The organism is Mesorhizobium sp. M0938, from assembly GCF_040319125.1.
GTDB classification, from domain to species: Bacteria; Pseudomonadota; Alphaproteobacteria; order Rhizobiales; family Rhizobiaceae; genus Mesorhizobium; species Mesorhizobium robiniae.
On sequence record NZ_JAMYNS010000021.1, the window covers coordinates 12,088 to 31,710 of the forward strand.

18 protein-coding genes and 1 pseudogene are annotated in these 19,623 nt (G+C 61.0%); 12 read left to right on the forward strand and 7 right to left on the reverse strand.

The annotated features are described in order from the left end of the window. Positions 1–418: 418 nt before the first annotated feature. The 7 genes from NKH73_RS27885 to NKH73_RS27915 are packed head-to-tail and all read left to right on the forward strand — an operon-like array spanning position 419 to position 6,054. On the forward strand, positions 419–982 hold the full coding sequence (locus NKH73_RS27885) for a c-type cytochrome (RefSeq protein WP_352937726.1): 564 nt from the start codon (positions 419–421) through the stop codon (positions 980–982). Then, on the forward strand, positions 979–1,971 hold the full coding sequence (gene coxB / locus NKH73_RS27890) for a cytochrome c oxidase subunit II (protein WP_352937727.1): 993 nt from the start codon (positions 979–981) through the stop codon (positions 1,969–1,971). Before NKH73_RS27885 ends, coxB begins: the two co-directional genes overlap by 4 nt. Then, positions 1,968–3,881 carry a cytochrome c oxidase subunit I gene (ctaD, locus tag NKH73_RS27895; RefSeq protein WP_352937729.1) on the forward strand — a complete coding sequence of 638 codons (1,914 nt, stop codon included), beginning with the start codon at positions 1,968–1,970 and terminating at the stop codon, positions 3,879–3,881. Before coxB ends, ctaD begins: the two co-directional genes overlap by 4 nt. Then, entirely contained in the window at positions 3,878–4,480 is a 603-nt protein-coding gene (locus NKH73_RS27900) for a cytochrome c oxidase subunit 3 (RefSeq protein ID WP_352937731.1), read from the forward strand. Before ctaD ends, NKH73_RS27900 begins: the two co-directional genes overlap by 4 nt. A gap of 29 nt (positions 4,481–4,509) precedes the next feature. Continuing rightward, positions 4,510–4,785, forward strand: coding sequence for a hypothetical protein (locus NKH73_RS27905; protein ID WP_352937732.1), 276 nt, complete (start codon positions 4,510–4,512; stop codon positions 4,783–4,785). After that, positions 4,773–5,666 (forward strand): cytochrome c oxidase assembly protein, encoded by an 894-nt coding sequence (locus tag NKH73_RS27910; RefSeq protein ID WP_352937733.1) that lies wholly within the window; start codon positions 4,773–4,775, stop codon positions 5,664–5,666. The genes NKH73_RS27905 and NKH73_RS27910 overlap by 13 nt, the downstream gene beginning before the upstream one ends. Next, a complete protein-coding gene (locus NKH73_RS27915) occupies positions 5,641–6,054 on the forward strand; it encodes a c-type cytochrome (protein ID WP_352937734.1) in 414 nt (137 codons plus the stop codon). The genes NKH73_RS27910 and NKH73_RS27915 overlap by 26 nt, the downstream gene beginning before the upstream one ends. Position 6,055: 1 nt before the next feature. On the opposite strand, the pseudogene NKH73_RS27920 reads toward NKH73_RS27915, so the two are convergent. Then, positions 6,056–6,942: pseudogene (locus NKH73_RS27920) on the reverse strand (c-type cytochrome). 356 nt (positions 6,943–7,298) lie between these two features. Further along, the gene (locus NKH73_RS27925; RefSeq protein ID WP_352937735.1) at positions 7,299–8,324 is read right to left on the reverse strand and encodes a serine hydrolase domain-containing protein; all 1,026 of its coding nucleotides are present in this window, start codon (positions 8,322–8,324) and stop codon (positions 7,299–7,301) included. A gap of 402 nt (positions 8,325–8,726) precedes the next feature. Here NKH73_RS27925 and NKH73_RS27930 point away from each other — a divergent pair, with 402 nt between their 5' ends. From NKH73_RS27930 to NKH73_RS27950, 5 genes are all read left to right on the forward strand, one after another. Then, complete coding sequence (locus NKH73_RS27930) at positions 8,727–9,830, forward strand: helix-turn-helix transcriptional regulator (protein ID WP_352937736.1); 1,104 nt, start codon at positions 8,727–8,729, stop codon at positions 9,828–9,830. Between the two features lie 133 nt (positions 9,831–9,963). Continuing rightward, a complete protein-coding gene (locus tag NKH73_RS27935; RefSeq protein ID WP_352937737.1) occupies positions 9,964–11,001 on the forward strand; it encodes an eCIS core domain-containing protein in 1,038 nt (345 codons plus the stop codon). A 42-nt stretch (positions 11,002–11,043) separates the two neighbouring features. After that, entirely contained in the window at positions 11,044–11,775 is a 732-nt protein-coding gene (locus NKH73_RS27940; protein WP_352937739.1) for a hypothetical protein, read from the forward strand. Positions 11,776–11,779: 4 nt separating this feature from the next. Beyond that, positions 11,780–12,574, forward strand: coding sequence for a hypothetical protein (locus tag NKH73_RS27945; RefSeq protein ID WP_352937741.1), 795 nt, complete (start codon positions 11,780–11,782; stop codon positions 12,572–12,574). A 218-nt stretch (positions 12,575–12,792) separates the two neighbouring features. After that, complete coding sequence (locus tag NKH73_RS27950) at positions 12,793–13,113, forward strand: hypothetical protein (protein WP_352937743.1); 321 nt, start codon at positions 12,793–12,795, stop codon at positions 13,111–13,113. Positions 13,114–13,450: 337 nt separating this feature from the next. Here the strand turns inward: NKH73_RS27950 and NKH73_RS27955 are convergent, their stop codons facing one another. From NKH73_RS27955 to NKH73_RS27975, 5 genes are all read right to left on the reverse strand, one after another. Beyond that, complete coding sequence (locus NKH73_RS27955) at positions 13,451–15,433, reverse strand: ABC transporter permease (RefSeq protein WP_352937744.1); 1,983 nt, start codon at positions 15,431–15,433, stop codon at positions 13,451–13,453. Next, positions 15,430–16,515, reverse strand: a complete 1,086-nt coding sequence (locus tag NKH73_RS27960; protein ID WP_352937745.1) for a quaternary amine ABC transporter ATP-binding protein — start codon at positions 16,513–16,515, stop codon at positions 15,430–15,432. The genes NKH73_RS27955 and NKH73_RS27960 overlap by 4 nt, the downstream gene beginning before the upstream one ends. 75 nt (positions 16,516–16,590) lie before the next feature. After that, a complete protein-coding gene (locus NKH73_RS27965; protein WP_352937746.1) occupies positions 16,591–17,565 on the reverse strand; it encodes an ABC transporter substrate-binding protein in 975 nt (324 codons plus the stop codon). A 393-nt stretch (positions 17,566–17,958) separates the two neighbouring features. Further along, entirely contained in the window at positions 17,959–18,744 is a 786-nt protein-coding gene (locus NKH73_RS27970; protein ID WP_352937748.1) for an SDR family oxidoreductase, read from the reverse strand. Positions 18,745–18,752: 8 nt separating this feature from the next. After that, entirely contained in the window at positions 18,753–19,517 is a 765-nt protein-coding gene (locus NKH73_RS27975) for an SDR family oxidoreductase (RefSeq protein ID WP_352937749.1), read from the reverse strand. Positions 19,518–19,623 lie beyond the last annotated feature (106 nt).

Genomic DNA, 19,623 nt, shown 5'->3' on the forward strand with positions numbered 1-19,623 from the left:
ATGGCTGCGCCGGCCCTACGGCAACGGTCCCACTGGAGCCGCCGCTTTGCGACAATGCGCGAAGCTGTGGTCAGCGATCGCCGTCCATTGCGGGGTAGAAGGATAGGAAAGTCCGAATAATATTGGAACTAAGCGGCTCCTTGGTGGTTTGATTTCCCACGCAGCTTTGCGGGCCGAACCCAATGACAGGGGGATCAGGAAAGAACGCCGGACATCGGTCTTGCCAGCGGCGATCCCGCCGGAGATCGGGGCGGAAACCCCATCCTCCGAGCTTCAGCCGGTATGTCTCAGCCGGCCGAGCCACATGCCGATCAATTGAGGATCGCCGGATGAGAGGTCCGCGATGTCGTCAACTGTCCCAGGCCCAACTGTTGCCTTAGGCCCAATTTTTTCGGGCAAATCATCCAGCCTGCTTGCGATGGTCGGCCTCTTTGTCGTTGCGCTCGTGGTGACGGCCACCGTGGGTTTGCTGCGGCAGCCGCGACAATACCGCGTCGATCCCCCCGTATCGGCGGCACTTGAGGGGCTGCGCCTGATGCCGAACGGCATAGCGGGCGCTCCTCCGGAAGTCTATTTTGCGCTGGGCCAACCCTATGAGAGGACGGCTTACGACCTTAACCAGGGCAAGCGCCTCTATTCCTGGTTCGGCTGCGCATCCTGTCATGGTGACGGAGAAGGTGGGGCCGGGCCATCGTTTCTGGATGGGTGGTGGCTTTACGGGCCATCGATGGTCTCGATTGCGGCTTCCATTCGTGATGGGCGCCCGCACGGCATGCCGGCGTTCCGCGACAGGATGACAATCGCTGAAATTTGGCAGCTTGCCGGCTACATCAAAGCCGTCGAGGCCTATTCCGCCAAGCTGACCGCGCCCAGCCGCAACGACGAGCGGCAGACGCGGCCCGCCGAGAACCGTGCCCCGGCTGCGATCCTCTTCGAGCAGGATCCGGCTCCGGTCCATCCAGAGCAGGGGCCGTCGCTTTGAAAAGAGCCGCGGTTTCCCTCTCGCTCCTGCTTTTGCTTTCAGGATGCGGCGGCGTTCAGTCGGCTCTCGACGCGCACGGGGATAATGCCATCCTCCTCAAAGGCCTGATCGTCTTCGTCGTGGCGACCTGTTTCGCCGTGTGGATCGTCGTCATGCTCGTGCTCGTCTGGTCGCTCGTCCGCCGCCGTGATCGGCAAGCGATGGACGATGGAAGCTTGGATCGACGCATGACGATAGCCGTATCCGGAGCGGTCGCGGCGACGGCGCTCATCATCAGCGGCTTGACGATCGCCAGCTTTTACACGACGCGTGGCCTCGATCCGGCGCGGGATACCAGCCTGACGATCCGTGTCCGCGCCCAGCAATGGTGGTGGCGGTTCATTTACGAAGACGCCGATCCAGCGCGGTCCTTCCAGACTGCCAACGAACTCCATATTCCGGTCGGGAAAGACGTGCGTGTGCTGCTCGAAAGCAGCGACGTCATCCACTCCTTTTGGGTGCCGAGCCTTGCGGGAAAGCAGGATCTTATACCGGGACGAGCGAATGTCCTGACATTTCGGGCGGAGCGGCCAGGCGTCTATCGCGGTCAATGCGCCGAGTTCTGCGGGCTTCAGCACAGCCATATGGCTCTTTTTGTCATCGCGGAAGATGAGGAGAGCTACCGGCAATGGGCATCAGCACAGCGGAAAGAAGGGCTGGAGCCGCGCGAGCCGGAAACGGCCGCCGGCAAAGCCGCGTTCATGGCGAGACAATGTGCGGCCTGCCACACGATCCGCGGGACCGAGGCATCCGGAATCACCGGTCCGGATCTGACCCATATGGGAAGCCGCAGCACTATCGCCGCCGGGCTGCTAGAGAACACCCGCGGCTCGCTTGCAGCCTGGATCGCCGACCCGCAGACGCTCAAGCCCGGGAACAACATGCCGATAGTGCCGCTCTCGGCTGACGAATTGCGGCAGATCTCCGCCTATATGGGCAGCCTGAAATGACGATCGAGCAGAGATCGTCGGCAGCGACCGACGTCGATCTGGACGATGTCGAACTCGACCGTCGGCTCGATCGGACATGGGCCCGACGAACGGGCTTTTGGGGTGCAATCGCTGCTGTTGACCACAAGGTGATCGCGCGGCGCTACATCGTGACCGCATTCGTGTTCCTTATCCTCGGCGGCATGCTCGCGCTCGCGATGCGCATCCAGCTGGCGCAGCCGGAGGCACGCTTTATCGACGCGGATCGCTACAACCAGATCTTCACCATGCACGGGTCGAACATGATGTTCCTGTTCGCCGTGCCGGTGATGGAGGCCATGGCGGTCTATCTCGTGCCGCTGATGGTCGGCACCCGAAACATAGCCTTCCCGAGACTGAACGCCTTTTCCTATTGGATATTCCTGGCCGGCGGACTGCTGCTCTGGATCTCCTTTGCGCTCGACACGGCGCCGGACGTCGGTTGGTTCGCATACGTGCCTCTCTCGGGGCCTGAATATGGCTCGGGCAAGCGCGCTGACATCTGGGCGCAGATGATCACTTTCACCGAATTGTCGGCGCTCGCGGTCGCGGTGGAAATTGTCGTAACCGTTTTGAAGCAGCGCGCGCCGGGCATGTCGCTCGATCGAATACCGCTGCTGGTCTGGTCCATGCTCGTCATGGCGTTCGTCGTTATCATGGCGATGCCGGCCATCATGTTCGAGAGTTCGACCCTGATCATGGACCGGCTTGTCGGAACGCAATTCTACAATCCTGCCGAAGGTGGCGATGTGCTGCTCTGGCAGCACCTGTTCTGGTTCTTCGGCCATCCGGAGGTCTACATCATCTTTCTGCCGGCGGTCGGCATGGTTTCAGCGATCCTGCCGACATTCGTGCAGCGTCCGATTTTCGGCTATCTACCGCTGGTGATGGCGCTGATCGCGACCGGAGTGTTGGCGTTCGGGCTGTGGGTGCATCACATGTTCGTGGTCGGCCTGCCCAGGCTCGGTGAAAGCTTTTTCACCGCATCGAGCATGGCGATCGCGATACCCGCGGGCGTCCAGATCTTCTGCTGGCTGGCAACGCTCTGGGCGGGGCGTCCGGTATTCAAGACGCCCCTGCTCTTCGTGATCGGCTTCATCGTCACATTCGTGATCGGTGGCCTGACCGGCGTTATGGTGGCGTCGGTGCCGTTTGACGCTCAGGTCCACGACACCTATTTCGTCGTCGCGCACTTCCATTACGTGCTGATCGGCGGCGCGATCTTTCCTTTGATCGCCGGCATCTACTACTGGTTTCCCAAGATGACCGGCCGGATGATGAGCGAGCGGCTCGGGCGGTGGGCATTCTGCCTGATCTTCGCCGGCTTCCACCTTACCTTTTTCCCGATGCACATTCTCGGGCTGCAGGGCATGCCGCGCCGCATCTACACCTATCAGCCGGAGATGCCCTGGGGCGGGCTTAATCTGTTCATCAGCCTCAGCGCGGTCATCCTGTCCTCAGGCTTTCTCGTCTTCTTCATCGACGTCGTCCGCGGTTGGTCGGCCGGCCCGCCGGCCGGGCAAAATCCATGGAACGCATCGTCCCTTGAATGGGCAATGAATTCGCCGCCTCCGTCCTATAATTTCCGGCGCATTCCGGTCGTCGATGCGCGCGATCCTCTTTGGTGTGGATCTGATGAACTGCCGGTGGCGTCCGGCCTGCGCACCGATCGTCGCGAACTTTTGATCAGCAGCATCGTCGAAGCCCTGCCAGAAGCGCGCGAGTCGTCGCCGCGGGATTCCGTCTGGCCATTCTGGGCGGCCATAGCCACGTCGATCATGCTGATCTGGTCGATGTTTTCGCCCTGGGCCATCGTCTGGGGCTCCATCCCGATCGCGATCGCCCTGATCGGATGGTTCTGGCCGAAGGGCATTGCGGAGGATGAGTCGTGAAGGAACGGCCGGTCCTGGACGTCTCGAAACTGCCGCTGCACGGCATGGGAACGGCAAGTCCCGCCTGGTGGGGCACATGCACCTTCATGCTCATCGAGGGATCCGCCTTCGGCCTCGCCATAGCCGTCTATTTTTACCTGATGAGCCTGGCGCCGCACTGGCCGCCCGATGCGCCACCGCCCGATCTGTTTGCCGGAACATGTCTGACAGTTCTGCTCCTGGCGAGCGTCGTGCCGAACGTCCTCGTATCCCGTTGGGCGCAGCAGAGAAAACTGCGAAGGGTTCGCATCGGCCTCATCGTGATGGCGCTGTGCGGCATAGCGCCACTCGCGTTGCGCATCTTCGAATTTCCGGCTCAGCATGTGAGCTGGGATGACAGCGCCTACGGCTCGATTGTATGGACAATACTTGGCCTTCACACCGTCCATATCATCACGGATCTTATCGACACGCTGGTGTTGACGTGCCTGATGTTTTCTCGGCACGGCGACAACGTTCGTCGATATGGTGATGTCGAAGACAACGCGCTCTATTGGAACTTTGTCGTCATTGCGTGGCTTCCTTTGTATGCCTGCATCTACTGGGTGCCACGTCTATGAGTATCGGAGCGGCGAGGTATATAGGATTTTTGGCGCCGGGCGCATGGGCGATCAACACCCAACTCGGCCAAATGCTTCCCCATCTGGACTGTGCCAGCAGCACAGGCTGGACGGCTGGCGCGGCATTCGCCGCTACCGTTCTGGCGCTGACGGGCGTGCTCGTCGCGCGCAACGGTGGCGTTTCGACAGCCTCTAGAACGAAGCTCTTCATCAGCAGGCTGAATGTATTCCTCGGCCTTGCCTTCGCCTTTGCGCTTGTCCTGCAGGGGGCAGCTACGCTGCTGCTGAGTGCATGCGAACGCTGACTGCCATCATGCTGCTTCTGATGAGCGTCAGCCAAGTGGCGGCGCATAACGGGGACGCGCATGGCTCGGCATTCGTCTGGACTTTCGATCCGTGGATCGTCGTTCCGATCGCCCTGGCCGGCGCTCTCTACGCAGCCGGTTCGTTCAGGCTGGCGCAGCGGTCGAACAGTCGTCAGTCCCTGATCAGATCCGCAGCCGCCTATTGGTTGGGGTGGATCGTGCTGGCAGCTGCCTTGGTATCGCCTCTGCACTATCTAGGCGAGCACCTGTTCACCTTCCATATGATCGAGCATGAGCTCGTCATGGCGGTTTCGGCGCCGCTTTTTGTGCTCGCGCGACCAATCGGCGTGCTGCTCTGGGGCCTGCCGCGGTCGATCCGGCATCTGGTCCGTAGCGCCATGAAAACGGCTGTTGTAGGAAAGACCTGGAACGCCTTGGGGACAGGACCCGGCGCAACCATCCTGCACGGCGTCGCCATATGGGTCTGGCATGCGCCAGTCCTGCTCGACGCAACGGTGAGCGACATAACGCTTCACCGCCTACAGCATCTGAGCTTCTTCATCACGGCGATCCTCTTCTGGTGGGTAATGGTCTGGCGAAGCGACCGCGGCTTTGCCTCGTGGCACCTCTTCCTCACCATGTTGCATACCAGCATTCTCGGCGCCCTGATCGCGCTTGCACCGCGCGCCATCTATGTGGCGCAGACGCGAGCCGCCGATGACTGGGGCCTTACGCCGCTCGAAGATCAGCAATTGGCAGGCATCGTGATGTGGGTGCCCGGCGGCATCATCTATGCCGGAGCGGCGCTGACGATGCTTGCGCTGTGGATCGCGAATTCGGGCAAGGGAGGTCTCGATGCCAGTCGTTTCCCTTCGCCCTGACTTCCGTCTTGTTCTGGCGAGCGCCCTGCTGGTGTTGCTGTCGGTCGGGATCGGAGCCAACCTCATCAAAGACCGGGAGCAGCGTCGCGCGGTGGCGATGGCAATGACCGGCGGGGATCCGTCACGGGCCCCGGCGATTTTCCGCAGGTATGGATGTGGAGGGTGCCACGTCATCCCCGGCATTTCAGGCGCGGACGGCAAGGTCGGCGGCCCGCTTGTCGATCTGCGGCAGCAGGTCTATGTCGGCGGGGTCGTCAACAACACCCCGGACAATCTCGTCCAATGGATTGTTTCCCCGCAGCGCCTTTCACCGCGGTCGGCGATGCCCGCAACCGGTATTTCGCAAGCAGAGGCGAGGGATCTTGCGGCCTATCTCTACGCACGCTGAGTCAGGGATGCGGCGTCGGCCGTGCCGGCAGCGATTTGATGTAGCGCGCGATCGCCACGCGGTCGCTTTGCGGCAGTTGAGCGATATTGGAGACGACATCGGCCATCGACGATCCCAAGCGCCGGCGTTCCGGCGTTCTCCCGCTCGTCAGAATTTCTGCTATCTCGGTCTCGGACCAGTGGCCGATACGGCTCGGCGTGATGTTCGGTGCAAATCCGGTACCCTCTGGATCGGGACCTCCCGCGAACCGCGTCGACGGCTTGATTGCCCCAAGGATGTTGCGCATCGAATGGCAGTCGTCACAATGCCCAAGCACCTCGACGAGATAGGCGCCCCGATCATGAAGGGGATCGCCGTTCAGGCGTGCCTCTGATCCGCCCTCGTCGAAGAACAGCACTTTCCAGAGGCCAAGAAGACGGCGGATCCGAAACGGCAGAGGCAGGTCGTGCGGCGGCGGCCGCCCCGAAACGGCCGGCAGCGTTCGCAATTGGCGTAGAGATCCCCAACGTCCTCGATGCGCATACCCGTGTAATTGGGATAGGGGAACGCGGGATAATAATGTTCACCGGCCGGCGAGACGCCGGAGATCAGCGCATTTGCAAGATCGGCGGCTGACCATGATCCGATTCCGTCGATGGGGTCAGGTGAGATGTTGGGAACGCGGAAGGTTCCGAAAGGGGATGCCAGTGCTAGGCCTCCACCGAGATCGAGCGGATCGGGTTGGCCTGGCCTCGCATGGCAGGAACCGCACCCTGCCGCAGCAAAGACGAGCCGCCCACGAGCCACGTCGCCTCCCATCAATGTTCGATCGTTAGGGGCAAACCGAGGGGTCGCCGCCGTGATGAACCAAAGCGTGGGAAGCAACCCCGCGATGATGACGGCGAGCACCCATAACCAGCGTAGACTGCTCGCTCGGCTACGGTTCGCCAGTAGGCGACGCTCGAGCAAGACACCCCGAAGCGCTGCGTCACGAGCGGGGCCATTGCCGTCTTTTGTCATCGAGTTCATCGCGCTTGGGCAGCTGGAGCTCACAGCGTTCGAAATTCCCGCCACCTCAGCGGCATGACTAGAACAAATGCCCGAGACACAAGTTCCCGATTTCTGGCGACGTTGCCGCATTGGTGGGTCCAATGAATGCAGGAAAGGCAGCCGCACAGCGAGCGGCTATTCCTGGCTGGAAATGTACCTGCGAGCCAACCGCTCCAGCGAAAACGAGATACCTTCAAATCCCCTATGCAGAGATATTAGTTGCTGCGAGCCTCGCGCACGTCTTTCGTCGCCTCAATGATCCGCTCGAGCAGGGCATGGAGATCGTCGCGGTGGCCGCTGCGGCCGGCGGGGCCATTTTCATCGGAAGTCATGACCACGGTCAGCGCGCGCCCGGGCACAACATAGACCATCTGCCCGCCATACCCCCACCCGTAGAAGACCGCTTCGCCTGCGATCTGCCGGATGAACCAACCATAGCCATAACCGTCACCGGTGAAACGGGAGGCGGTGCGTGGCTGCCAGGAGAGCTTGATCCAATCGGCCGGCACGAGTTGCCGTCCGCCGCGGCTCATCCCGCCGTTGCGGTAGAGCTCGCCAAAGGCGAGCAGCGAGCGCGGGCTCATGGCCATCTGGTTGCCGCCGAGATAGATGCCCTGTGGGTCCCGGTCCCAGGCGGCGATTGAAAAGCCCTCCTGCGGCCCCAGCCATTCGCGCGCCAGTTCCAGGGTTGAGCGGCCGGTCCGGCGCGTCAGGATCGCCGAAAGGAGATGGGTTGAGCCGGTGGAATAGAGCATGGTACCGCCCGGTTCGCCGTCGAAGGGCATGGCGAGCGCTGCCCGCACCCAGTTGTCGCTTGCCACCCAGCGCCCGTAGTTTGGGCCGGAGGTCCGACCCAGCCCTGCCTGCATGGAAAGCAGATGACCGATCGTAACCTCCTGCAGCCGCGGATCCACGTCGGCGGGCAGGTCGGCTTGAAGAAGCGGAGCGATCTTTTGGTCAGTGCCTTGGAGCACGCCCTTGTCGATGGCGATGCCGACGAGCGCGGAGATGATCGACTTGGAGGCCGATTTTACGTTGGCAGGACGTGCCGGAGAGTGGCCGCGATAGCCACGCTCCGCCACCACCGCGCCCTCATGCGCGACGGCAACCGTGCGCAGCGGCGCCAGGCGCTCGGCCTCGTCGAAGAGCTTTTCAAGCCGCTGCTCCAGGCCATCCGCACCGTGCGCAGTGACGGAAAGGATGAGGAGAAGGGCTAGAACCACGGTGGAGAACTTCAGCATGAAGCCAGCTTGGGATGCATTTCGGGCAAGACCAAGGTGACGCGCGGGCAGAGACGCCTGCCTTGCAGAAGGTCAGTCGACATGGCTGGCCGCTTGGGGCACGGACGGTCGGAACTTGCAAAGCCCTGAATGCGCTCGTTGAGTACCGCCAAATCGTATCGCGCCACTTGGTTATTTCCAGATCTATGATAGCCCGGCGGCACGGGCTCTGGATGTCTGCTCTTAGGCAATGCTGAAAGCAGCCAGTCCGCATTCGGCCCATAGGCGGCCGGGCGATCGAAGGCCTCTCCAGGTCTTGGTTGCTTTGCAGGCCCCGGCCCCTCCTATTGCATGATTCGAAATCTGCCCTGAGTTGTGTTCTAATGCATCGATCCATCGTTCGACCCTGGGAAGAGTGGGGATATGGGCGCTGCGTTCGATTTGAACTCGATCAGCTCGGCGTTTGCCGAAGCTGCACTTGACCCGGGACTCTGGGGATCGGCAATGGAGGCCGTCTCGCAGGCTACTCGGAGCTACGGTGCGATCCTTTTTGACGTGAACAATCATTTGCCCGGCATCCCGCGCGGCCGCACGTTAGAGCCCTCGTTTGATGAGTACGTGAGAGGCGGTTGGATCGACAGGGACATCCGCTACCGAATAGCTCCCGTCCTTCACCAGCGGGGTGCCGGTGTCGATCTCGACATCGTCTCGGAAGCCGAAATGGCACGCCATCCATATTATCAGGAATTCCTCGCCCCATTTGGTTTGCGGTGGTTTGCCGGGGTGAAGGTGGCTGCAGGAGATGACCTTTGGTGCCTCTCGATCCAAAGAACGAGCCGGCAGGGACCATTCAATCGCCGGGAAGTCATTGAACTGGCGGATTTATCGCAGCGATTGGGAACTGCGGCCGCCTTTGCCTGTGCGATCGGCTATGCCCGGTTCGAGGCGGCGTGCGACGCCTTCATGGCGACCGGGACGCCGGCTGCGATGTTGGGGCGCGACGGTGCCGTTGTCGGGATCAACGGACCGGCCGAGGCGCTGCTAGACCAGGACCTCAGGATTGTATCCGGGCGGCTTGTTTCCGGGAGCAGGAATGCCACCGATACATTCGACAGGAGCCTGAACGAGTTGCTCCGAACTCCCGGCTCGGCCGCAATGATGCCGCCCGTCCAGCTGCCGAGACCGCACGCCGGAGGACGTCCGCTGCTGGCTTACCTGCTGCGGCTGCCGAAGGTCACGCACAATTCCCTTTCGCCCTGCCAGGCCGCCGCGGTCTTCGTCGACCCCGACATTCGGTCGCGGCCCACGGAGACGGTTTTGATGTCCTGTTTCGGGCTGACCCGGGCCGAGGCCAAACTGGCGGGGATGTTGGCTGGGGGAGATTGCCTGCTCGCCGTAGCCGAGCACCTCTGCATCACGTATGAGACAGCCAGAAACCAGCTGAAAGCTGTCTTTGCGAAGACCGAAACCCATCGCCAGTCTGATCTGATGGCTCTGCTCTCCAGGCTTCGGGTAGGAGCACAGTAGCCATTACCCAATTGGGTCATGCAGACGGCAACCATTCCCTTTTATGATGTTCTCGATCGGGCGTACGCCAATTTTTGGCAAGGAGGACGCCATGTCGACGAGAATTCCATCAATGTCGCGAAGGAGCCAGATCATGCCTTTGGGCTATTCCGCGATAGGAAAGGCAGTCCTTTTCACGGCAATGGCCTGCTTTGTTTCAACAGCGACGGCTGGCGGGTTGATTGGCGATTTGGTCAACACGATCGCCCCGGGCGTCGGAACCAGGCTCGATGACGCGCATCGCGAAATAAAGGAGGCAATCCCTCCATACAAAGCCATAGAGGAGGGAACGTCGCAACTCGTCAATGAAACCCTTGTCCAGTCCGGTGCGCCCATCCTGCAGGAATTGATTGCCCGCTCAAGAGACGACGCTTTGAACAATGGGGTGGAGCCAGTACCTCCCGAGATCCGGAACAATTTGGTCGGATTTATCCCGGACCGCATCCTCGATGCGGCAAGATTTAGAGTTCAGGGCGGCGGCGATCTTACGCTCCAGGTGAACTCAATTCGATATGGCGAGGCGCAGGCGATTACGCTGGATTACGTGATCGTCTTCAAGGACCAAAATGACGCCCTCTACAATCCAACTCTTTGGGTTCATGAACTGACGCACGTTGGGCAGTATCAGCAATGGGGCTTGCATGACTTCGCCATCCGCTATCTCAGGAGCCACGAAAGCGTCGAGCGTGAAGCTTACGAAGCCGAGACAAGATATTTGGCATGGGCAGCCATTCGCAACTCCAACGAGTTTTCTTCGACAGGACAAACGACCGAGTTCATGGTCAACCGTCCGGTCGCCAATTTTTCGGCGAGCGGAAGCTCCAATGTCTGCCATACCTGGATAGGTCCTTGCCAAGTCAATGGTTCCGCTCCGGTTGGAACTCCCTGTTGGTGCGACACGACTCAAGGGCCGATTACGGGCGCACTCGTGCCGCTTGCCATAGTGCCGACCCCGGCGGCTGCCGGAGCAGGGTTCCCGCCAGGCTTTGGAATGCAGGTTTGCGGGTGCTGGGGGCCAACACCCGCTTCAACTGCACCTGAACCCCGTTGCGCAAACCAAATGGTCCAGATCAATATTTGTCCTGCGATGTGTGCTCCGGGACATCCCGCATATGCCTATGTTTGCATGTAAATAGAAGCGAGATGTGTTGATCAGCAACCGTTGGAGCAAGCAATGCGAACGCTGAGAATAGCTTGGGCGGCCGCCGTCCTTCTGGTCGGCGCTGTGCTTGCCATATCCTTTGCAAGCAGCGCTTTCCTTTTCTTCAAGGAGCAATCAGCAAACAGCAGAAGCTTTGAACTCCATCAGAACTTTTTGGAATCCGCTGTTGCGAAACACGTTTCGGTCGTCATGCCTATCGATACCATCAACAGCGCCGCTTCCGAATTCGCAACCAGTTTCCGGGTCGCACCCCTTCGGTCCGTATTGCAGATTCATCGACTGAAATTCTTGCCATCCAGTGGTTTTCCTGAAATTGAAGGCTCGTTTGTCTTGGAGAGCGAGTTGTCGGTCGTTCCCAGCATCCAAGGGACATTCTCCGCGCAGGTTGAGATCACAAAGGGAGATCGAGAGGCCAAACTCGGTATAGCCTTTCTCGATATTGATAAGTTGCGCATCGGTGCTGAAGGTTTCGATACGCCTATCCCACGATTGGTTTCCCGCATCATTTCAGCCGCCGGCCTTGTCTTTGCAGCTGATGGCGTCATCTCCTTCGACCCGACATTCGAGTTGTCCCAGGACGTCAGTGCGACAATTCCGAACTTCTCGAAGAGAATCGGCGGATCAGGCGTTACGTTCGGTTTCTCAATGAAGCCTGTTTCCCTCAAGGCTGCAGTCGGCGATGCTCAAATTGTAGGGGACGGCGCTGTCATTTTGGCGCTTGCGTCCATCGACAACGGAGGGTGATCCGATGCGACTGTTCCAGGCGACAGTGCTCGTAGGCCTTTTGGGGGCCGCCTCACACCTTGCCGCGCACGCTCGTCCCGCTGAAACAGAGACTGGAAACGGCCGGGTAAGTTCAGCGGTCGAGATTTGCCCATCGTTCAAACCGGAAGCGCCGCAGTTTTTGGCAGTGGCCGATTTGGAGAAGCTGCAGGAAGTCTTGTTAGCGCTCATTCGCGCGAATATTCCCTTGGCTGTGGCTGGGCGAAGCGTCGCCATAGACGGTCAGATTTGGGCGAGCGGCAACAACTTTCTCGAGTTCCACGACAGACCATCCATAACACTGGGTGTTCAGATAACGGATTTTCAACTTGGTCCCCATGAAGAAGGCCCTATCAGGTGGACGGGCAGCTTCACCACAAATGTTCAAGGCGCCGTACATCTTAAAAAGATGCTGGCCAGGATCGGTTCTCACAACACTGTCGCGGTCCGCAAAGACGGGGTTTCCGTTGCTTTTGCAATCAACCTGTTTTCCGTTGCAAACAAATGGGCCAGCGGCAAAGTGGACCTGCTGTCGCCAACAGAGGTCCCGGTCACGATCAACGCCTCTCTGTGGGGCATAGGAATCGGCCACCCGATAGCCGTTCCTGTTCCTGTCGGGCCAGTCCTTGAGTTTGCCTTCGACACACAGAGCGCCATTGACTTCTCAGGAACGAAATTCGAATTGAGACCTGTTCGATCCGATGCTGGCAAGGAACATTCGTTTTGCGTAGTCGGCTCTTTGACAAGCTTGAAAATCCAGGAAACAGCTCGCAATAACTGAAGGCAGCCGGGTGTATCGGGAGCCCGACCAAGGACTTTGCTCATTCGTCTGGGACTAAACGCGCCCGCATTCGACCCAATTGGGTCATGCGGGCGATGGCAATCCCACTTATGATGCCTATCGACGCGCTTCCACCCTTGAGGGTGAAGCGCTCAATGCTTCGGTTCCTTACAATGAGGCTAATCTCTCGCTCCGCCGAATCGGTTGTGGGGAAGGCAATGAAATTGCGCAGACTTTGGTACGTCGCCGCGCTGGTGTCTTCTTTCCTGGCGAGCGAAGCCCAAGCGACTGACTATTTGTTCCACGTATCGTGCCAGAACGCCAACCTCGTGGTGGAATGGAAAACGGGAGACATCGACCCAGGACGCGAGTTCCTCAGGGTGTCGACCGGCACCAAATACCCCAACTGCACGGTTTCGGATTACAACCAAGCCCGTGACAGCAATTTGCCTCGCGAGAAATACGAGCATGTTGCTGGCGTGATAGCCGGGATACCCCTGATCGGAACGATGATTTGCTATTTCTTCGGCTGCGGTTAGGGGGTGGATGCGAAACAAACCGTTGCGCCCCTGCCGATTGCGCTCGGCGATCCCGAATCGGACCCTCGTACTCGTTGTGGACCCCATTCCCGAGTTGACCCGCATTGCGCGTGCTCACGCATCCCGACGGCCGTCGCCTACAGCGTCAAAGCCTTCTTCGAATTCGTGGCTCGGACGTCGAGGCGATGAAACCGATCTTGAACGTCCGCTCTGAATATTTACCGCCCGAACCCGTCAGTCCGTTTGCGGCCCCAGAGCTGACATTCTTGCGATCAGCTTGGCAGGGACAGCTTCTGGAAGCCGACGTTTCGCGGCGCGCGCGATCCTCTATTTCCGGCTATCCCAGCCTAGCCCGTGCCTTCGCCGTCCAGGCGTTGAACAGCCGGTCGGCGACGATGCCGATGAAGGCGATGGCGAGGCCAGCGACAATGCCGCGGCCGGAATCGGCCTTGGACAGCGCGATAAACACCTCCTGGCCAAGATCGCGCGTGCCGACCATGGCGCAGATGATGATCATCGCCAGCGCCATCAGGATCGTCTGGTTGACGCCGAGCATGATCTCCGGCAGCGCCAGCGGCAGCTGCACGCGCAGGAACGTCTGGCGTTTGGTGCAGCCCGAAACCTTCGCCGCCTCGATCAGTGCCGGCGGCACCTGCCTGAGGCCGTGATTGGTGTAGCGGATGGCCGGCACCACGGCGAAGGCGACGGTGGCGATCATCGCCGTCACGTCGCCAACCCGAAACAGCATCACCACCGGGATGATGAAACAGAACGACGGCAGCACCTGCAGCGTGTCGATAACAGGGGTGACGATCTTTTCGACACGGTCGCTGCGCGATGCCATCAGCCCGATCGGGATGCCGATCAGGCAAGCGATGAAAGCCGAGATACCGCAGAGATAGACCGTTGCCATGGTTTTTTCCCAGAGGCCAGTCACCGCGCAGAACACGGTCAGCGCCGCGACCAGAGCGGCCAGGCGAAGGCCGCCGAGCTGGTAGCCGGCAAGACCGAGCAGGAACACCGCGCCGAGCCATGGGAAGCCTTCGCAGAAGGCGCGCACCGGGTTCAGCACATTGAGGATCAGCGCCACGCGGAACGCCTCGATCGTGTCGAAGAAGTTGATCGTGATCCAGCTCACCGCTGTCTTCCACATTGGTGCGGTGGTCAGGGTGATCGCCTTCGGCACTGCGGCGAAGGCCGGCACGAACAGGCCAAGCAGCGTCGTTGCTGCAAGGATGGCGATGGCCAGCGTCAGATTCGGATAGCGGCGCCAGAAGCTCGGGCTGGTTTCCTGATAGACATGGCCCTGCGCGTGATTGCGCGCGATCGCCTGGCTCAGCCGGTCGAGCGCGATCGCCAGTGCGACGATGGCGAGGCCGGCTTCCATCGCCTCGCCGACCTTCAGTGCCCTGAGCGCCAGCAGCACGTCGTAGCCAAGGCCGCCGGCGCCGATCATCGAAGCGATGATCACCATATTGAGCGCCAGCATGATGACCTGGTTGACGCCGACCATCAGCGCTGGACGCGCCGATGGCAAAAACACCCGCCACAGTTTTTGGCGCGCCGTGCAGCCGGCCATTTCGCTGAAATCGTCGATCTCGGACGGCACCCGCGACAGCCCAAGCATGGTCGCCCGGACCATTGGCGGCGTCGCGAAAATGGCCGTCGCGATCATCGCCGAAACCGGGCTGTTGCCGAACAAAAGCAGCATCGGGATCAGATAGGCGAAGGTCGGTATGGTCTGCATCAGGTCGAGGGCAGGGGAGATCAACAGCCTCTCCGCCCAAGGCTTGCGCCAGGCCCAGATGCCGACGAACAGCCCGGTGACGATGCAGAACGGCACGGCGATGGAAATCAGCCCCAGCGTCAGCATGGCGCTGGTCCATTGGCCGAACAGCGCGATGTAGAGGAAACAGCCGCCGACCAGCGCGCCGAGCTTCCAGCCGCCGGCGGCGCGTCCGGCCAGGAATGCGGCGGCACAGACGCCAACCCATGACAGACGCGGCAGAACGACCATATCCGCGCCATGGCCGATCTTGAAATTCTTGGCCAAAAGATTGAGCGCGAAATCGAGCGGCACGTTGAGCGCCGCGGTGATCGACCGCGTCAGCCAGGCTAGGTTCCGCTTCAGCCAGTTCATCAACACGCTGACCCAGTCGGCAACGGGAACGACTGCATCGGCCGGATAATTGACGGCCCAAGGCATTCTGTCCTGCAGCAGGAACACGATGAGCACGGCGGCGAGTGCGCAGGCCCAGATAACCAGCCAGGTCTGAACCGGCCGGGGTCTCGCTGCGCTGGCGCTTGCCGTCACCGTCATGCGCCGGCCCCATGACGATCGATGCCGGCCAGAAGATCGATCACCGCTTGCGGCGTGACCTCGCCGATCGGCTTGCCGGTGCCGTTGACCACCGCGAACGGCTTGCCGGCCGAGACGATGTCGGCCGAAAAACTTGATATCTTGGCATCCGGCGTAACCGCGCCGCCATGCTCGGTGCCGTCGCAGGCGCGCATCAGGCTTCGCGCCGAGATCACCTTGGCGCGGTCGACGTCGCGGGTGAATTCGGCGACATAGTCCGTCGCCGGATTGACCACCAGCTCTTCCGGCGTGCCGATCTGGATGACCTCGCCGTCCTTCATGATGGCGATGCGGTCGGCCAGCCGGATGGCCTCGTCGAAATCATGGGTGATGAAGACGATGGTCTTGTGCAGCATGGTCTGCAGCCGCATCAGCTCGTCCTGCATCTCGCGGCGGATCAGCGGATCGAGTGCCGAGAACGGCTCGTCGAGAAACCAGATCTCCGGCTTGGTGGCGAGACTGCGCGCGATGCCGACACGCTGCTGCTGGCCACCGGAAAGCTCGCGCGGATAGAAATGCTCACGGCCGCGCAGGCCGACAAGCTCGATCACTTCCCGCGCGCGTTTCTCGCGCGTAGGCCGATCCTGCCCCTGAATGCCCAAGGGAAAGGCGATGTTCTCCAGCACGTTCAGATGCGGCAGCAGGGCGAAATTCTGGAACACCATTCCCATCCGGTGGCGCCGCAATTCGATCAGCGCGGCATCGGAGATCTTCAGCAGATCCTTGCCCTCGAACTCGACCTTGCCATGCGTCGGCTCGACCAGCCGCGACATGCAGCGCACCAGCGTCGACTTGCCCGAGCCCGAAAGCCCCATGATGATGAAGATCTCGCCCTGGCGGATTTCGAGGTCGACGGCGCGCACCGCCCCGACCAGCCCGGCCGCCGCGACGTCCGCCATGCTGGCTGCGCCGTTGCGCTGGCGGATGAAATTGGCCGCGTTCGCGCCGAACAGTTTCCAGACGTTGCGGCAGGCAAGTTTTATCGGGCGGGCATCCCTTGGCGTGCCCGCCGCTTGCGGCACCTGTTCAGTCGTATCGGCCATGCAGTCGTCCTTCTGGAATATGGGATAGAGACCCGGCCATGAATGACCAGGTCTCGCAGTTTCCAGTTGGAACGATCACTGCGCCCAGGCTTTCCAGTCGGCTTCATGGGCGGCGATCCAGGCAGCGGCGACGTCTTCCGGCGTCTTGCCTTCGAGATCGATCTCGCCGCTCATCTTGTTGAGCTCGTCGGTGTCGACCGTGTAGTTCTTCGCGACCTTGTAGGCGACCGGCCATTTGTCCTTCATGCCGGCCCAGGAATATTTCCAGATCTCGCCATGCGGCTTGCCGCAGTCATATTTGGCGTCCGGATTCGTGCCCCATTTCGGATCGTTGTAGCACTCCGCCGTATGGTCGGGGAATTCCACCCATTCGCCCTTGTATTTGGCCGGCGCCCAATGCGGCGAATAGACCCACAGCATGATCGGCGCCTTGCGCTGATAGGCCGAATCCAGTTCGGCGAACATCGCCGCATCGGTGCCGGCATGGATGACGGTGAAGGGCAGTTTCAGCGCCTCGACGCGTTCGTCGTCAAAGCCTTCCCATGTCACGGGACCGCCGAGATAGCGCCCTTTCGGCGCGGTTTCCGCCGTGGAAAAGGCCTCTGCGCATTTCGGGTCCTTCAGCGCCTCCCAGTTCGGCAGGCCCGGGCATTTCTCCTTCATGTATTCGGGATACCACCATTCTTCCTTGGCCTTGGGCCCGAGTTTACCCAGGCGTTCGGTCTGCCCGGTCGCATCCGAGGCCTTCATGGCTTCGCCGGCCGTCGTGTCCCAGAATTCCATGGCGACAGCGAGATCGCCATTGGTAAGTCCGGTCGTCAGGCTGGAGAGATAATCGGCAGTCGGGTACTCGACCGTGTAGCCAAGCTTTTCAAGAATGCCGCCGAGGATTTTCGCGTTGAGATTGACACTCGTCCAGTCGAACAGCGCGATCTTGATCGGGTCGTTGGATTCCGGCGCCGCAGCCTGGGCCGAAGACGTCAGCACACTTGCCGCGGCAAGTGTTAAGGCTCCCATTGATAGTCTGGAAATCATACTCCGCAGTGGCATGCTTGTTCTCCTGTCAAGCTCTGGTGGAAGTTATCGTTCGTTCCCTTCCGGCGTCTTTTTTTGATTGTGTTGGCAAAGCCGGTCGTTGCGCAAGACCCAATGGCACGACATTACTGTCGGCGCGGAGGAAATAGTGCCCAATTCGATAAGGATGTCGTGCGGGACGGGTCGCGTCATGACTGCCGAGCTGCCGAAGCAGTGATCCGCGGATCGATCGCCGGTCTTGCGGCGCCCTCAAGCTTGCGAGCCATCAAGGTCCCATGATGTCGGCTGCCGGCGGTCACCGACGCCATTTTCATGGGATGAAATTATATATACCAACGTTCATGTCGCGCAACGACTAACGCCGTGCCGACCATGAAATTCGAGCGGCGCACTGCCGTCCGACTATCCTCACGACATGATCAGGCCGCCATCGACATTGATGGTCTGGCCGGTGATGTAGGCGGCGTCGTTGCTGGCCAGAAAGCTGACCAGACCGGAAACATCCTCGCCGCTGCCGGCACGGCCCATCGGAATATTCTTTACCCATTCGGCCATCAGCTCGCCGGGCTTGTAATTGCCCATCAGCTTGCCCCACGCAGCGTCGTTGTAGGCCCACATGTCGGTGTCGATGATGCCGGGGCAGATCGCGTTGACGGTGATCTTCTCCTTGGCCACTTCCTTGGCCAGGCTCTGGGTGATGCCGACGACGCCGAATTTCGACGCGGCATAATGCGGCGTGTAGATAAAACCCTGCCGCGCCTGGCCGGAGGCGGTGTTGATCAGGCGTCCGCCATCGCCATGCTTGCGGATGCGCGCGATCGCCTCCTGGCAGCACAGGAATACGCCCTTGGTGTTGACCGCCATCACCTTGTCCCATTCGGCCTCGGTCATCGCCTCGATCCGGGCGATGGTGATGACACCGGCATTCTGCACCGAGATGTCGACGCGGCCGAACTGCTGCTCGGCCAGATCGTAGAGGGCGACGACCTCGTCCTTCTTGGTCACGTCCATGCGCAGCGATGCGACCTTGGCGCCTTCAGCCTTGAGGCCAGCGGCGATCTCTTCGACGCGCTGGTCGATGGCGCTGACGACGACCGCAGCACCTTCCGCCGCGAAGCGCCTGGCCATTGCCGCACCGATGCCGCCGCTGGCGCCTGTGATGACCGCCGTCTTACCTTCAAATCGCTTCTGCATTTTCTCTCCTACCAGCAGACGAAGCCGCCATCGACGATCAGGTCGATGCCGGTGACGAAACTAGAAGCGCGGCTGGCCAGGAACACGGTCGGGCCGACCATCTCTTCCGGCGCTGCCATGCGCCCCATCGGGGTATCGCGCTCGAAGATCCTGACCTGTTCGGCGACCTCCGGCCGCTTGTTCATCGGCGTCAGCGTGTAGCCGGGGCTGACGACGTTGACGCGCAGGCCGCGATCGGCCCATTCCATGGCGAGACTCCTAGACATGTGGATGACGGCGGCCTTCGACGAATTGTAATGCGCCTGGGTCAGGCCGCGGTTGACGATCGAGCCCGACATCGAGGCGATATTGATGATCGAGCCCTTGGCGCGCGTCAGCATCGTGCGCGCTTCGGCCTGACAGGACAGGAACACGCCGTTGACGTTGACATCGTAGAGCTTCTGCCACGTCTCGAGAGACAGCGTCTCCGCCGGCTCGGCCCCGGCAATGCCGGCATTGTTGACGGCGATGGTTAGCGCACCGAGTTCCTTCTCCGTGCGCTCGACCGCCGCCGCGAGATCGGCCTCTGAAGTCACGGTGCCGGTCAGCACCAGTGCCTTGCGGCCGAGCTGCGAGATCCTGTGCGCAGTCTCCTCCAGCCCGCCCTTTGAGGCATGACCGAAACAGGCAATGTCGGCGCCGGCCTCGGCCAGGCCGATGGCGATTGCTTGCCCGATGCCGCTGCCGGCGCCGGTGACGAGAGCAACGTCCCCATGAAGATCGAAAAGTTTCATCGAAATGTTTCCTGTTGAGCCGCCGGTGCTGCCTAGGGAATGAAGGGGCGCCAGTCCTAGCTGGCGCCCCGCGCGGTCCGGTGCTTGGGAGGATATCACCTGCTGC